Below are 14,126 nucleotides of genomic sequence, written 5' to 3'. Positions count from 1 at the left end.
CCAAAGGAGCATTTCGCATGTCCGCGTGGCAGGAGAACATCACCCCTGGTCGCTTCGACGGCCAGACAGTCATCGTCACCGGTGCGGCATCCGGCATTGGCCGGGCGACGGCGCTCAGGGTCGCGCGCGAGGGCGGCCGGGTTGTCGCGAGCGACGTGAGCCGTGAGGGTCTGGACAAGCTCGTCGCCGAGTACCCGGAACTCGACTTCGCAGGAGTCGAGGGGGACATCAGCGGCCAAGCCGCGGTCGAGCGCGTCGTCGCGGCCGCTCGCGGCCGGATCGACGGACTCGCCAACGTGGCAGGGATCATGGACAGCTTCCAGCCGGTCCACGAAGTCGACGATTCGACGTGGGACAGGGTCTTGAACGTGAACCTGACCTCGATGATGCGCCTCATGAGAGCGGTTGTCCCCATCATGCTCGACGCGGGCTACGGGTCGATCGTGAACGTCTCCTCTGAGGCAGGTCTCAGGGGTTCGGCAGCGGGAGTGGCCTATACGGTCTCGAAGCACGCGGTCATCGGGCTGACCCGGAGCTCAGCGGTCATGTACGGGAGGAAGGGAATCCGGGTCAACGCCGTCGCACCAGGCGGAACGCGGACCAATATCCACGCCGAGTTCAGGTCGGATCTCGCTCTGGAGGTTCTGGGCCCCCTGATGCAGGCCAATGTCCCGCCGATCGCCGAAGCAGAAGAGCTCGCGTCGGCGATCGGCTATCTGCTGAGCCGGGATGCTTCGAACATCAACGGCGTCGTCCTGGCCTCTGACAACGGATGGAATGCAATCTGACCGCCCCGCCAACAATTCAGATTCCCCACCGTAGACCCTTGCCCAACACTGGTTGCATGGCGGCTGGCATCATGGTCGCATCAGCGTGATTTCGGAGTCCTGATTTGCCGTTATGGATGCGTGGACAGCACTGCTGTTCGGGCTCGTCCCGATCGTCGCGGCGGACGCCTTCTTCCCGTCCGTCCCCGCCGAGATGGCGGTGGCAACAGGTGGTTCGCTCGCGTCGGAGGGCCGGGGGGATCTCGCCTTGGTCATCTTGCTCTCCGCGATTGGCTCATGGCTCGGCGACGCGGCCCTGTACGTGCTCGTCAAGCACAGCCTGAGCCCGCTCGTCGACCGCTGGCGTTGGGGCCGACGGCTGCACAGCGTGACGCTGGAAGGCATTGAGGAACTCGGCCGGTTTGGCGCCGTCGTCACGGTGCTCGGTGCGCGGTTCCTCCCGGGCGGCCGGCTGGCCTCGTCGGTCACGGCCGGACTCACCCGAATGACCCTGCGCGGATACCTCGCGAGCGACGCAATCGGCGGCGTTCTTTGGTCCGTGTGGATGGCAGGGCTCGGGTTCGCCGCGCATACGACGACGGATCTGCCGTTCTGGGCGTCGGCGCTCGTCGGCGCTGGGGTCAGCACCGCCTTGGCGTTGGCGGTCGGGGGCGTCCTCGCGCGACGTAGGCGTCGACGCCAAAAAGCCGGGCACGTGGAGGGGGTCAATTAGCCGTGATCTCTTCGTAGCATGCACCCACGGCGATGAGGGTCGTTTCAGGACCCGTCCGCCTCACGGCCTGCGCCTGAGGGCTTCGAGGCGGGCCTTGTATTCTGTCTCGTCGATCTCCCCCCGTGCGAAGCGCTGTCCGAGGATCCACTCTGGGTCATCGGCCTGAGGAGCTTGCGGCGGGTAGTAGCCGCCTCCGCCCCAGCCGCCCCGGGTGCCGCGCACAAGGAAGATGACGAGTACGGCCACGCCTGACCAGAGAACGAGCATCATGATGCCCATGACCACCCAGCCCCAGACGCCCGAGTCGCCGTACCAGCCGTACATCATGGCGATCGCCTCCCTTGTTCCAGAGTTTCGCTCCTAAGTCGCCCTTTTGGACAGGGCCGTTGGACATCGAATCAGCTGCCGATGCTCCTCGACTTCGGCGAGTGAACGCTGACCGGTTCGACGTGGGACAGGAAGCATTGGAGGCGGGTTGACGGAAGGAGTGCAGCGGGATGGATGTCGTGAACGCGGTGCTGCGTGCCCTGGCCGCGGCCGGTTCGATGGCGTGGGAGATCCTGTGGCCGCTGGTCCTGGGCTTCGCCCTCGGGTGTCGTGCAGGCCTTGGTGCGCAGGGAGCATGTCACCCGCCTTCTGGCCGGGGACTCGCTCAGGGCTTTGGCTGCCGCGACAGGGCTCGGGGCGGCTTCCTCGTCGTGCTCCTATGCAGCGGTCGCCCTCGCCCGGGCCTTGTTTCGCCGGGGAGCCAGCTTTGCCTCGGCCATGGCGTTCGAGATCGCCTCCACCAACCTCGTGATCGAACTCGGCCTCATCCTGGCCCTCTTGATGGGCTGGCAGTTCACGCTTGCGGAGTTCATCGGAGGGCCGATCATGATCGTTCTGGTCGCCCTCTTCTTCCGGCTCTGGATGCGCGGAAAGCTTGTCGACGCCGCCCGCGCACAGGCCGAGAAGGGCGTCGCCGGGTCGATGGAGGGCCGCGCGGCCATGGACATGTCCGTGCAAGGCGAGGGCGGCTTCTGGGCCAGGCTCTTCTCCATCAAGGGCCTGGACGCCGTCGCTGCCTATTGCGTCATGGACTGGGCCGCGGTATGGCGGGACGTGGCCGGCGGGCTGCTCATCGCCGGCGCGATCGACGCCTGGGTCCCCAAGGAATGGCTGCAGGCCTTCTTCTTCGAGGGCAACGACATCTTGGCCGCACTCTGGGGCCCGATCGTCGGGCCAGTCGTGTCCCTGCTCAGCTTCGTCTGCTCAGTCGGGAACGTCCCGCTCGCCGCCGTGCTCTGGAACAGGGGCATCAGCTTCGGGGGCGTGGCCAGCTTCATCTTCGCCGACCTGATCGTCCTGCCGATCATCTTCATCTACGGCAAGTACTACGGCACCAAGGCCGCCCTGAGGATCACCGGGACCTTCTCCCTCGCCATGGTCCTGGCCGGCTACGCCGTTGAACTGCTCTTCGCCGTTACCGGGCTCACCCCCGGCGCCGGGATGCTCAAGATGATGGGCGGAAGCCCGAGCCAGCACGCCGCGGGCGAGGACTAATGGACCTGCGCGGGTGACGGTGAATCGTCCGCCTACGAACTTGGCTGTAACGCCCGCCTTGCAAGATTTCCGGATCTTGACCATCTGAACCACTGGCTCGGCTCCATGGAATCATCGGGAGGGGGTGCAGGCATGAGGCTTTGGGCCTGTTTCCTCTGAAGACTCTTGGGGGCCGAAGACTCTATGCCCGGGCCCCGGATGCGGGTACGAAGAGAACTGACGAAGGGGGTGGGAGCCGTGAGGGCGGTGTTCCGTTCCGGTCTCTTCCGGACCGGTCTCTCGCGAATGGCGCTGGGGCTTGCGGTTCTGGCGGCTGGGCTCTTCCCCGTCATGATCGCCGTATCCGGCGAGCGGGAAAGGGCCTGGATCTACACGATCGCCTTCCTCATCGCGTTCGCCGCCGCCGTGGTGCTGGGCATCGACGCCGTGCGCCGTCGGGAACAGCGGCTCAGCATGCTTCCGACAACGAGGCTCGGCTGGTGGGTCATAGCGCTCATGGCGGTCTCGGCCCTCCTCCAACCTATCGGGACAAGCCTGCAGTTCGTTGCCCCGATCTTCAGTTATGGGCCGCTCATTGGGTTTGCCCTGGCACTGGCCGCCGTCGTTGCGGGCATGCTCTCGATTGTGCGCGGGGGTGAGCGCTCCGCCGTCGTCCTCGTGCTCACGGCGTTCCCTGCGGCGTTCCTCCTCTACTTCTTCATCGGCGAGGCCGTCTTCCCACACTGAGCCATCGACAGACGGACGAAGTCATAGGCCTTTCGGGACGCATGCCTTCGGCTGGCGTGGCACGTATTGCACGTTCCGGGGGCCCTATGTGCGATCGTGCCGGAACCTGTGGGAGGTGCCCGACTGCAGCTGGATCTCCTCGCCCCGGACCCGGATGCGCGCAGGCGAGGCATCGCCCGGGGAGGAGGCGACGTCGAGGTGCTCTCGGTCGAGTTTGACCTTGAGGAGCTGGCCGCGATACCGCACGTGGAACGCCACGGACCGGATACCCGTCGGCATCTGAGGGGCGAAGATCAGCGCGTCCTCCGTGGGGCGAAGACCCGCGAAGCTGCGCTGGACGACGTCGATAGTTCCCGCCATGGCACCCAAATGCACCCCAGCTCGCGTGGTTCCGCCCTGCGTGTCATCGAGGTCCGCGTCGAGCGCGTCCCGGAACGTATCCCAGGCACGTTCAGGGTCTAGGCCCGCGAGCACCGACGCATGGGCGACCCGGCTGAGCGTGGATCCGTGAACCTCCAAACCAAGGGAGCCTCGGGGTCTTTCGGCTCTGACGGGCCGCCCCGAGAGTGTCTACATTGGCAGCGAAGCGCAAATGGAGCGTCTTCGCCCGCCCGATGAGAGGCTACGCCGTGGAAGCTCTGGTGGTCTACGAGTCTCAGTTCGGGAACACCCGTCAGGTTGCTGATGCGATCTGCCGCGGATTGGGACCCGGGGCAAGGGCTGTGGGGGCATCCGACGAGATCCGGCCGGACAAGCTTCCTCCCGGTGCGCTCCTTGTGGTCGGCAGTCCGATCGTCGGGTGGAAGCCTCTCGAGGACATCGGGGCTTGGCTGGGCGCGCTCGAGCCGGGCTCGCTCAAAGGCCTTCGCGCCGCCGCCTTCGACACTCGGGTCAAGCTGTTCATCCATGGCGACGCTGCTAGGAAGATCGCCCATGCGCTCGAGGACGCGGGCGCCGAGCTCGTCTCGGAACCGACGGGCTTCTTCGTCGCCGGCAAGGAAGGCCCCCTGCTCGACGGCGAGCTCGAGCGAGCCGAGCACTGGGGGACCCAGCTGGCCGGCTTGATGGCCGGCTAGGACAGGAAGAGAGTCGCACAGGGGGAATCCTTCATGGCAGAGCGCGTCCTCTACACCCGCAATGACGGCAAGTGGGGCTGGCGACTGGAGGAGGACAACGGTCGGATCATCGCCATCGATGGCGGTCAGGGCTACGACAGCGAATCCGATGCACGCGATATGGCGGACAAGACCATAGGCGGGCACTTCAAAGATGCCAAGAAGATGATCATCACGGGTATCGGCCCAGAGCGCGCAGAACCAGAGCCAGCCTGATCTTGACAAGGGCCGCGCACGGTCACCGTGAACCATGGCTGACGCGCAGTCCCCGAAGAGACCAAGGAAGATGCCGTGGAAGGTCCCAAGGGGTTCGTGGTCGTGGCCGGCGTCGACGGCTCGCCCGAGTCCTACGAGGCATTGGCGTGGGCCGTGGACGAAGCCCGGCTCCGCGGCGGCGAGGTCTTGGCAGTCACGGGGTGGGAATACCGAGTCGTCACAGTCGGCATGGAAGCCGCCTCGCTCGACAAGCCCGCCTTCGCGGAGTCGGCAGCAAGGATCCTAACCGAGGCGGTCAAGGCTGTGCACGCGCGGGACGTTCAGATCCGCAAGCTTGCCGCCCATGGTTCCCCGGCCAAGGTCATCATCGACGCCGCCAAGGACGCAGACCTCGTCGTCGTCGGCTCCCGCGGACACGGCGGGTTCGCCGGTCTCCTGCTCGGATCCGTCTCGGCCCACCTCGTTCACCACTGTCCGTGCACGGTGGTCGTCATCAGGCATGAGGAACACTCGGGGGCTGAGGAGAGGCGCTGAGCTGCCATGGATTCAGCTCAAGGCTCCGCTTGAACCGAGCATGGATCCGGGCTGAACCCTTCACCGTACGCCGTGCACCCTTGCCAAGGACGGCTCGTCGAGTCCGGGACACGTCGAGCCCGTCGGCTTGGTATGGCAGACCCGCACTGTTCGCGCCCGCAGCGGCACGCCGCCGGGAGGGCAGCGTCCCCTCAATCCCCATGAAAGGCCCGCCCTGACTCCGGCAAGCAGCACCCCGATCCCCGTGGCGCCCTGATACAGGCCTTGTGCCGTTCCCTGCGCGGCGCCCGGTGCAAGGTTCGAGATCCACGTCCGCCCCACGCCATCGGCGCAGGCGTTGAATCCGCCGCAGAGCACCAGGACGGCGATCGCCAGGGGCAGACCGGGTGCCAAGGCCAGACCGAGGTAGCCCAAAGCGAAGAAGCCGAGCCCGATCGCGTAGACGGTGCTCGGCCGAAGGTGGTCGGCGAGGTTCCCCGCCGGATAGGACAACGCGGCATAGGCCACGTTGTACCCGCGTAGGCGAGCACGACGCGGGCAGTGGAGAGCCCCAGATCGTGAAGGCGAAGCAGAAGAAGCGCGTCTGGGAAGTTGGCCAGGCTGAACACGGACAGCAGGCCGAGGACACGCCAGAACGCTCCCGGGAATGCGCCGCCCTCCTCCCCTGCTGCGCGGAGTAGCTCATGCACTGGGCGGCGGCTCGCTCGGGCTCCGCCACGGCTCTCACCAGCAGCACGCTGCCCACAGCTGGAAGGACCGCGATCCAGAACAACGGTTGGAACCGATGGCCGAGCACTTCGTAGAGGGGTAGAGGAGCTCGCTCGCCGTGTCCTGCAGGAGCGAGACCCCACTCAGCACCAAGACGTTGCGCGTCAGGCAAGGCCTTTCTGTCCCGGGCTCTCCGGGCCTGCTCGGACTGAGCGCCATGCGCACTCCCCAATGCGGCTGGCGGCACCTAATCTGGGATGCTAGGCGGCCCACGATACCGCGTCTTTCCGCCCGAGAGAGGGGAACGCCATGCTTTTCGAACACGAGAACGACGATCCGGTCAGAGTCCTCACTGAAGACGAGGTCTGGTCCCTCATGGACCGGGCTCGATACGGCCGACTGGCCACCTACGCCGCCGGAGAACTCGACGTGGTGCCGATCAACGTCAAGGCGGTTGGACGCAAACTTCTGGTCCGCACCACCCCGGGAACGAAGCTCGCTGAGGTGGTGATCGGCGGGAAGGTTGCCTTCGAAGCCGACGAGGTGCTCCCAGGCGAAGCTTGGAGCGTTGTGGTCAAGGGGAAGGCCCGCCTGCTCGAGCACTCAGGGGAGATCCAGGCCGCTGACGAGGCTGGGCTCGAATCCTGGATCCCCACGCTCAAGGAGGTCTACGTGGAGATCGAGCCTGGGCACGTCGAGGGACGGCACTTCGTCCTCGGGCCGGAGCCCGATCAGATCTGACATATACGGCCGGGGTCAGTGCCACCCCCGGGCTCGTGCACGACGAGGACGGGGCAGGTTGCGTGCCGGCGCATGTAGAGCTCACCGAACCGAGGAGAAGCTCATGGCAACAACGCTAGAAGCGGCGCGGATCCTGAGATAGTGGCTTTGGCCACCCGCACCTGTAGGTGTTGCCTTCCCGCTGGACGGAGCGCCGTCAGTACGACCGTGTTCCGCCCGCTGTCCGCGCTCGGCATTCTGTCAGGACGTTGGCCCCTGTGGGCCTCAATCGCGGCATGCTGTTGTGAACCCTCTCGTGCAAACGCCCCAAGAAATGAAGCGTAGGAAGGCCCTGACGGTAGCCTCTAGACAGAGAACGCCCCTCCGCCGTGTGTCCGGATTCGCATCAGGACCGCCGGGGTGCCGATCGTTGGACCCGTCGTCCTCGCATGAAGCAAAGCCTTTGGATGTCCAATGCAGGGGAAGCGATCACGTTCCCATTCCGTGACCACGGCCCCCGCAGATTTCGTGGACGGGAGCAGGTAACGTGGCTGTTCATGGAGACCCGTACGCCCTCAACGGGAAATCTGGACGACGACGCCTGCTGGGAGATGCTGGCGGCCGGAATCGTGGGCCGGCTCGCGCTGGTTATCGATGGCCACCCGGAGATCTTTCCGGTGAACTACGTCTTGGAGCGGCGGAACATCATATTCCGGACGGCGGCCGGTAAGAAACTCTGGGGGGCGGAGACCGCCGAGCCGGCCGCATTGGAGATCGATGGCTACGATCCCCGCCAAGAAGAGGCGTGGAGCGTCGTGGTGAAGGGTGACATGAAGGTCGTGAGCAGCCAGGAGGAGAAGGATGCTGCCGATGCGCTTCACCTCGAGCCGTGGCAACCGGGGGTCAAGGAGCACTACATCCGATTGACGCCTCAAGTTCTGACCGGGCGCCGTTTCAAAGTCAACAATCCAGATCTCTGGAACACGCGCCCGACCGATGCCCGGCGCTCATCCTTCGAATAGCGGACACCGCCCACCCGCGCGGAAGACGATGGCGGAGGCCTCCCGCCGTCGTCATCCCCCGGCCGTGATTCGTCGTCACCGCCCCGGAACGGAAGCCCCTTCCCGAGCACTTCGGGCATATGGAATGCTGACGTTGACCGCGAGGGAGGACAGCCATGTCTACAGCAGATTTCGGTTATGGGCCCGGGGTGCGGCACCAGGACCTCGAACTCGACGAAGAGAAGTGCTGGGCGTTGCTCGGGGCGTCCGGGATCGGGCGATTCGCGTTCCTCGCCAGCGGCCGGATCCAGGTCTTTCCGGTCCATTACGTCACACTCCGCGGCCACCTCTACTTCCGGACCTCTCCCGAGGGGACGATCGCGTCCGCGCTGCCTCAGCGAGGAGTTGCCTTCCAGGTCGACTCCGCGAAGCCGGGCTCCCAGAGCGGCTGGTCGGTGCTCCTCGCGGGTTCCGCGGGATCGGTCGATGAGGATTCGCTCGTGACCGAGCTCTTCGGCCTCGACATCGGGGAGCCGTGGGCCGGCGGCATCCGCGATCGATTCATCGAGGTCATTCCCGCGGAGCTCACGGGGCGCAGCGTCTTCCTGGCATGACGCCAGTTCATTAGCGGCACACGTCGAGGACGTTCCGGAAGTCCGGGACTTGACTTGGAGCACGCCGACCACCGCAGCAAGCAGTCGGCACGAAGCACGAGAGGCGCTGGCCTAGCCTTGATCCGCAAGTCCAGCGCAGGCACCTTCGCCTCTACGCCCGCATCGCAGGTGGCGGCATTTTGGCAGGAAACAGCTGCCGAACCATCACCTGCAATCCGGAGGCGACCCCGTGTCCACAGTCCTCGTCACCTACGGCACGACTGAAGGGCAGGCTGGGAAGATCGCGGGGGTCATCGCCGAAGTGAGCCACGACCGAGGCCACAAGGCAGACGTGGTCGATGTCAAGGCCGACCAGGTCGCGTCGTTCAGCGGCGCCCTGCTGTACACCCAGTACGGCTTCCTCAAGCGCCACCTCATGAAGCGGATCTCGGAGGACAAGCCGGGGAACCTCGGCCTCGACACGTCTCGCGACTACGTCTCCACCGAGTGGGATGGAGTGAAGCGATTTGCCGAGCATTTGGTGGACGACCCCGGGCGCAGCGCAGTCGCCGACTCCGCTCACGGGTGTGCCGGTGTCGAGGGCGTTGGGCTGCGCCGGGTTGGGGGTTCGCGGCGGCGCCCGGCCCCGCTGTCACGGCCGGCTGGTAGGCGAAGATCGAGTCGGACGACGACTGGCGGTCGGAAAGCACCTGGCCTCAGTGCGACGAGACGGCTTTTTTGCGACGCAATCCTTTCTTTCCGGAGTGGGTCCAGTGGATGCACCCTCCGGTTGCATGAGTCGCTCACACTCCCGAGTGCATGGCCCGCCCGCTCCATATGGCCACTGACGGCTGTTTCCCGACCCGACAAAGCGCGTGGGGGCCGAGCCCCGATGATGCGGGCCCCTGAAGGGCACGCGGGGCCGGGATCCAGACGGCCCAAGCCGGGGGTTGACATGGCCCACATTCTGTCTAATTATTGAACAGAATTACCGGCTGGACCTTTCCCCATCGAAGCAGTCTCTGGAACAACAGGAGTGGGACGTGTCTGAACGACTGCCCGGAAGCCCCGGGGTCGCGGCCTCGCACGGCCACATCCTGGAGCTCATCCGCTCCGCTGGAGGCCTGTCGCGCCAAGAGCTTCTCGCGGCCACGGGCATGTCCCGTGCCACGCTGTATGAGCGTCTCGACGCCCTTGCGCGAAGGGGCTATGTCTACGAGGCCGAATCCCTTGGCGTGAAAGTCGGGCGCCGCCCCCGGAACATCCGCTTCGACGACCGCGGGCGAATTGCCCTGACCTTCGCGCTTGGTCAGACGAGTGCCACTGTCAGTGTCGCCGACACCGATGGAGCTCCGCTCCGTTCCGTCGTCGTGCAACATGAGATCACGGCGACGGCCGAGACGGTCTTGGCGCCGTTGGTCGAGGTCGGACGCTCGCTGCTCGCGGAAGGGGACGGCGGGGAGACCCTCGTTGGCGTCGGGGTAGGAGTCCCTGCCCCGGTCGAGGCCGGGACGGGACGGGTCGTCCACGCCACCACCGTCCCCCAGTGGAACCCTGATGCCGTCGTCGCCTCAATCGGCCGGGCATGGAGCGTGCCCCTGGTGGTGGAGAACGATGCCATGGCGACCGCCCTCGGCGAACGGTCGAGCGATGCCGAGACTCTCGTCTACGTCAAGGTGGGCACAGGGATCGGCTGCGGAATCGTGGTCGATGGATCAATCCTCAGGGGCGCACACGGGGCCGCGGGGAGTATCGGCCATATTCGGGTGGCGCCAGACGGCCCCCTCTGCCGCTGCGGGCGTCATGGCTGCCTGGCCGCTTTCAGCTCGGGGCTCGCAATATCCGAACAGCTCATTGGAGGTGGCCGCCGCACACTCGGCCAAATTCGGGAGGCCGCAGAAAGGGGAGACACTGAGGTCTCCCGAACACTTCATTCCGCGGCCGACACGCTCGGGGGCGCTTTGGGGGCGACCATAACCACTATCAATCCCCACCGGCTCGTTCTCGGGGGACGGATAGGCTCCCTGCCGGCATTCGTCGATGGAGTACGCGAAAGGGTCTTGGCCGATGTTGTCGACAGGATCGCGAACGGGCTTCTGGTCGAAGCGGGAGCGCCAGACGACCGCAGCGCCGTCCGCGGACTGACAACCCTGGTGATGCGAAAGGCCTTCGCCCCCGCGAGCGTCGATCAATCGATTGGCGCCTTCGCCCTTGCGGGGGAGCTTGTGCCCTAAGGCGCGCACGCGTCGGCCGAATCATGGCAACCCGTTTCTGAAAGGTCCCTGCCTGCACTGTTTGCGCCGTTCCCCGCCTCATTGTCAATTGAATTTGTCAGTACAACCTATTGACTTAACAAACAACTAACTGCACTATTGCCGATGGTCCCGTTCACAGGCGACCGGTTCCTCACACAAGCTTCAACGTCCTGCACAAATGATCGAATAGGAGGCTTCTACCAGTGAAGCCAAAGCTCACATGGGCCACAGCGGCCATCGCCGCGACGGCCCTTGCCCTTACCGGCTGCGCCCAGAGCAGCTCGTCCGCCGCGAGCTCCGGGGATGCCGGGTCGAAGACCGTTCGCGTCTTCATCAGCGGGGACACCAACATCCAGAACCTGTGGGAGAAGGACCTCGGCCCGGCGTTCGAGAAGGCCAACCCGGGCTACAAGGTCCAGGTCACGATCGACCTCCACGGCGAGCACGACGCGCAGACCCTCGCGAAGCTCACGAGCTCGGTCGAGCAGAAGAAGTCCCCGGACTTCGACCTCGTCGACGCCGGCTTCGTCCCGAAGGCCTCCGCGGCGAACCTGCTCACGCCGGTCGACTCCGCGAAGGTCTCGGCGCTCTCGAGCATCTCGGCCGACACCGTCAAGGCCGGCGGCACGGGCGGTATCCCGTACCGCGGCTCCTCGGTGCTGCTCGCGTACGACTCGAAGACCATCCCGACGCCGCCCAAGACCCTCGACGAGCTGCTCGCGTGGATCAAGGCCAACCCGGGCAAGTTCACGTACAACTCGCCGAAGTCGGGCGGCTCCGGCGGATCCTTCGTCGCGACCGTGCTGGACAGGTACGTCCCCGCCGACGCGCGCCAGAAGATGGGCACGAGCTACGCGAAGGACCTCGAGTCCAACTGGGACCAGGGCTTCGCCGAGCTCAAGGGCCTCAACCAGTACGTGTACCAGAAGGGCGTCTACCCCAACGGCAACCAGCAGACGCTTGACCTTCTCGCGAAGGGTCAGATCACCATGGCCCCGGTCTGGTCGGACCAGTTCACCACGGGCGTCGCGAACGGCTCGATCCCCTCGACGATCAAGTCCGCGCAGATCTCGAACCCCTCGTTCACGGGCGGCGCCGCATACCTGGGCATCCCGTCGAACACCCCGAACATGGACGCCGCCGTCAAGCTCGCCAACTTCGTGCTGGCGCCTGAGCAGCAGGCCATGATCGTCAAGGACATCTCGGGCTACCCGGCCATCCCGCTCAACAAGCTCCCGGCCGACCTCCAGTCCAAGTTCTCGAGCGCGGATCCCAACAACCTCCGCCTCCCGTACTTCGACCAGGTTGGCAAGGACATGAACAACCAGTGGGATCAGAAGGTCCCCGGCCAGTGACCTCCACGGTCCGGTCGCGCCGCGCGCCTGGCCCCGCCGGCACCCCTCGGGTGTCCGCAGGGCAGGCGCGCGGCCTGTTCATGGCGCTCCCGCCGATCGTGCTCATTGCGCTCTTCATCGGGTTTCCGATCCTCTTGGCGCTCGGGTTCAGCCTGGGCTTCACGGGTGGGCTCAACCACACGATCGCGGTCATCGGCCAGAACGTGCACGAGGCGCAGGGCGCCGTGCCCACGTTCGGGGCCTACGGTGATCTCTTTGTGGATCGCCGCTTCCTCGGCGACCTCGGCGTGACGGTGATCGTGACGCTCGTGAGCACCACCTCGGTCATCGTGCTCGCGACGGGCATCGGCCTGTACCTCAAGTTCAGAGGGGGAGTGCTCGGCAAGGTCCTCTCCGGTCTCGCCGTCGTCCCGCTCTTCATTCCGGTGGTCATCGCCTCCTGGGCGATCCTGGGCTTCTACTCGGCGGACGGCTTCCTCCGCAGCGTGTTCGCGCTCGTGGGGCTCGACTTCCCCGTGTGGTCCTTCACGATGATCACCGTGATCATCGGCTCGGTGTGGACGTCCCTGCCGTTCGCGACGCTCCTCGTCACTTCCGGCCTCCAGGCCGTGCCGCAGGCCATGATCGACGCGGCGCGCGACGCCGGAGCCTCCTTCTGGCGCGTCGTCGCCTCCGTCGTGGTGCCCATGGCGGGCGTGCCGATCATCATCGCGACGACGTTCACGGCGATCGGCATCCTCGGCTCGTTCACGGTCCCGTACTTCACGGGCCCCAACTCGCCGAATATGCTCGGCGTCGACATGTCGAACTACTTCTCGGCGTTCAACCAGCCGCAGCAGGCCGTGGTCATGGCGTTCGTCGTGTTCATCATCGCGTCCGGCATCGCCGCGGTGTACGTGTGGGCGAACTTCCGCTCCGCCAAGGAAAGTGGGGCCCTCTGATGGCTCAGAAGACCCTTGGGCCTGCGGCGCCTGAGCCCGCGGCGCCGCGGGCCGCAGCACCGCGCGAGTCCGCTCCCGCCCCGGCGGAGGCCACGCCCCGCGCGGCCCGCAGGAGCGCCACGGGCCTCCTCACGACCGTGCTCGCGCTCCTGCTCGCGCTGTTCATCATCGGCCCGCTCGCGTGGCTCGCGGTCCGCGCGTTCGCGGACAGCTGGACGTACCCCCACTTGTGGCCCGACAGCTGGACCACGCACTGGTGGGAAGTGGTCTTCGGCGACAAGGCGCTCGGCGTCGCGGTGCAGAACTCGCTGTTCTTCGCCCCGCTCACGGTCCTGGTCTCGGCGGCCCTGTGCCTGCCCGCGGCCTACGCGTTCGCGCGCTTCGAGTTCCCCGGCCGGCGCTTCTTCCTCATCGGGCTCTTCGCGGCCAACGCGTTCCCGAAGATGGGGCTCTTCGTCTCGCTCGCGGCGCTCTTCTACGCGCTCAACCTCATGAACTCGATCCTGGGCATCCTCATTGTGCACGTGCTCGGGACGATCGTCTTCATGACGTGGATCCCGTCCGCCGCGTTCGCGGCGGTGCCGCGGAGCCTCGAGGAGGCCGCCCGGGATGCGGGCGCGTCCAAGCTGCGGGTCTTCTTCAGCGTGACGCTGCCGATGGCCCTCCCCGGCATCCTCGTGGCCGCGATCATGAGCTTCCTCGCCTCCTTCGACGAGGCGCAGGGCACGTACCTCGTGGGCGCTCCGGACTACATGACGATGCCCACGCAGATGTACAGCCTCGTGCTCAATTACCCGACCCAGGTGGCAGCCGTGTTCTCGATCCTCCTGGCGATTCCCTCCGTCGCCCTGCTCCTTGCGGCGCACAAACACATCGTCGGCGGCCAGCTCGCCGAGGGCTTCCAGATCAAGTAGAGGCAC

The 14,126-nt window shown here is 66.1% G+C and carries 17 protein-coding genes; 14 read left to right on the top strand and 3 right to left on the bottom strand.

The window, feature by feature from the left end; genetic code table 11:
- The first annotated feature begins 17 nt into the window (after positions 1–17).
- Positions 18–788 carry an SDR family NAD(P)-dependent oxidoreductase gene (locus ACOKR1_RS02080; protein WP_422935119.1) on the top strand — a complete coding sequence of 257 codons (771 nt, stop codon included), beginning with the start codon at positions 18–20 and terminating at the stop codon, positions 786–788.
- Positions 789–900: 112 nt separating this feature from the next.
- Complete coding sequence (locus ACOKR1_RS02075) at positions 901–1,500, top strand: DedA family protein (RefSeq protein ID WP_422935118.1); 600 nt, start codon at positions 901–903, stop codon at positions 1,498–1,500.
- A 60-nt stretch (positions 1,501–1,560) separates the two neighbouring features.
- On the opposite strand, the gene ACOKR1_RS02070 is transcribed toward ACOKR1_RS02075, so the two are convergent.
- A complete protein-coding gene (locus ACOKR1_RS02070) occupies positions 1,561–1,827 on the bottom strand; it encodes an SHOCT domain-containing protein (RefSeq protein WP_422935117.1) in 267 nt (88 codons plus the stop codon).
- A gap of 195 nt (positions 1,828–2,022) precedes the next feature.
- Here ACOKR1_RS02070 and ACOKR1_RS02065 point away from each other — a divergent pair, with 195 nt between their 5' ends.
- Both ACOKR1_RS02065 and ACOKR1_RS02060 read left to right on the top strand, forming a co-directional pair.
- A complete protein-coding gene (locus ACOKR1_RS02065) occupies positions 2,023–3,042 on the top strand; it encodes a permease (protein WP_422935116.1) in 1,020 nt (339 codons plus the stop codon).
- 330 nt (positions 3,043–3,372) lie between these two features.
- On the top strand, positions 3,373–3,768 hold the full coding sequence (locus tag ACOKR1_RS02060) for a hypothetical protein (RefSeq protein WP_422935115.1): 396 nt from the start codon (positions 3,373–3,375) through the stop codon (positions 3,766–3,768).
- A gap of 84 nt (positions 3,769–3,852) precedes the next feature.
- On the opposite strand, the gene ACOKR1_RS02055 is transcribed toward ACOKR1_RS02060, so the two are convergent.
- Positions 3,853–4,287: a glycosyl hydrolase family 65 protein gene (locus ACOKR1_RS02055; RefSeq protein ID WP_422935114.1), complete on the bottom strand. Its 435-nt coding sequence runs from the start codon at positions 4,285–4,287 to the stop codon at positions 3,853–3,855.
- 95 nt (positions 4,288–4,382) lie between these two features.
- Here ACOKR1_RS02055 and ACOKR1_RS02050 point away from each other — a divergent pair, with 95 nt between their 5' ends.
- From ACOKR1_RS02050 to ACOKR1_RS02040, 3 genes are all read left to right on the top strand, one after another.
- Positions 4,383–4,844: a flavodoxin family protein gene (locus tag ACOKR1_RS02050; RefSeq protein WP_422936719.1), complete on the top strand. Its 462-nt coding sequence runs from the start codon at positions 4,383–4,385 to the stop codon at positions 4,842–4,844.
- Positions 4,845–4,877: 33 nt separating this feature from the next.
- On the top strand, positions 4,878–5,099 hold the full coding sequence (locus tag ACOKR1_RS02045) for a DUF1508 domain-containing protein (RefSeq protein WP_422935113.1): 222 nt from the start codon (positions 4,878–4,880) through the stop codon (positions 5,097–5,099).
- Between the two features lie 75 nt (positions 5,100–5,174).
- Complete coding sequence (locus ACOKR1_RS02040) at positions 5,175–5,633, top strand: universal stress protein (protein ID WP_422935112.1); 459 nt, start codon at positions 5,175–5,177, stop codon at positions 5,631–5,633.
- A 60-nt stretch (positions 5,634–5,693) separates the two neighbouring features.
- On the opposite strand, the gene ACOKR1_RS02035 is transcribed toward ACOKR1_RS02040, so the two are convergent.
- The gene (locus tag ACOKR1_RS02035) at positions 5,694–6,140 is read right to left on the bottom strand and encodes an MFS transporter (RefSeq protein WP_422935111.1); all 447 of its coding nucleotides are present in this window, start codon (positions 6,138–6,140) and stop codon (positions 5,694–5,696) included.
- A gap of 510 nt (positions 6,141–6,650) precedes the next feature.
- On the opposite strand from ACOKR1_RS02035, the gene ACOKR1_RS02030 reads away from it, so the two are divergent.
- The 7 genes from ACOKR1_RS02030 to ACOKR1_RS02000 all read left to right on the top strand — a co-directional run bounded on the left by ACOKR1_RS02030 (position 6,651) and on the right by ACOKR1_RS02000 (position 14,120).
- On the top strand, positions 6,651–7,082 hold the full coding sequence (locus tag ACOKR1_RS02030) for a pyridoxamine 5'-phosphate oxidase family protein (protein ID WP_422935110.1): 432 nt from the start codon (positions 6,651–6,653) through the stop codon (positions 7,080–7,082).
- Positions 7,083–7,618: 536 nt separating this feature from the next.
- Entirely contained in the window at positions 7,619–8,083 is a 465-nt protein-coding gene (locus ACOKR1_RS02025) for a pyridoxamine 5'-phosphate oxidase family protein (RefSeq protein WP_422935109.1), read from the top strand.
- 155 nt (positions 8,084–8,238) lie between these two features.
- Positions 8,239–8,676 (top strand): pyridoxamine 5'-phosphate oxidase family protein, encoded by a 438-nt coding sequence (locus ACOKR1_RS02020; RefSeq protein WP_422935108.1) that lies wholly within the window; start codon positions 8,239–8,241, stop codon positions 8,674–8,676.
- Positions 8,677–9,698: 1,022 nt separating this feature from the next.
- Complete coding sequence (locus tag ACOKR1_RS02015; RefSeq protein ID WP_422935107.1) at positions 9,699–10,889, top strand: ROK family transcriptional regulator; 1,191 nt, start codon at positions 9,699–9,701, stop codon at positions 10,887–10,889.
- Positions 10,890–11,113: 224 nt separating this feature from the next.
- Positions 11,114–12,265, top strand: a complete 1,152-nt coding sequence (locus ACOKR1_RS02010) for an extracellular solute-binding protein (RefSeq protein ID WP_422935106.1) — start codon at positions 11,114–11,116, stop codon at positions 12,263–12,265.
- On the top strand, positions 12,262–13,206 hold the full coding sequence (locus ACOKR1_RS02005) for an ABC transporter permease (RefSeq protein WP_422935105.1): 945 nt from the start codon (positions 12,262–12,264) through the stop codon (positions 13,204–13,206). Before ACOKR1_RS02010 ends, ACOKR1_RS02005 begins: the two co-directional genes overlap by 4 nt.
- Complete coding sequence (locus tag ACOKR1_RS02000; protein WP_422935104.1) at positions 13,206–14,120, top strand: ABC transporter permease; 915 nt, start codon at positions 13,206–13,208, stop codon at positions 14,118–14,120. Before ACOKR1_RS02005 ends, ACOKR1_RS02000 begins: the two co-directional genes overlap by 1 nt.
- Positions 14,121–14,126 lie beyond the last annotated feature (6 nt).

Source organism: Sinomonas sp. P47F7 (assembly GCF_049332655.1).
Taxonomy (GTDB): domain Bacteria; phylum Actinomycetota; class Actinomycetes; order Actinomycetales; family Micrococcaceae; genus Sinomonas.
This window is presented reverse-complemented; position numbering and strand designations above follow the sequence as displayed.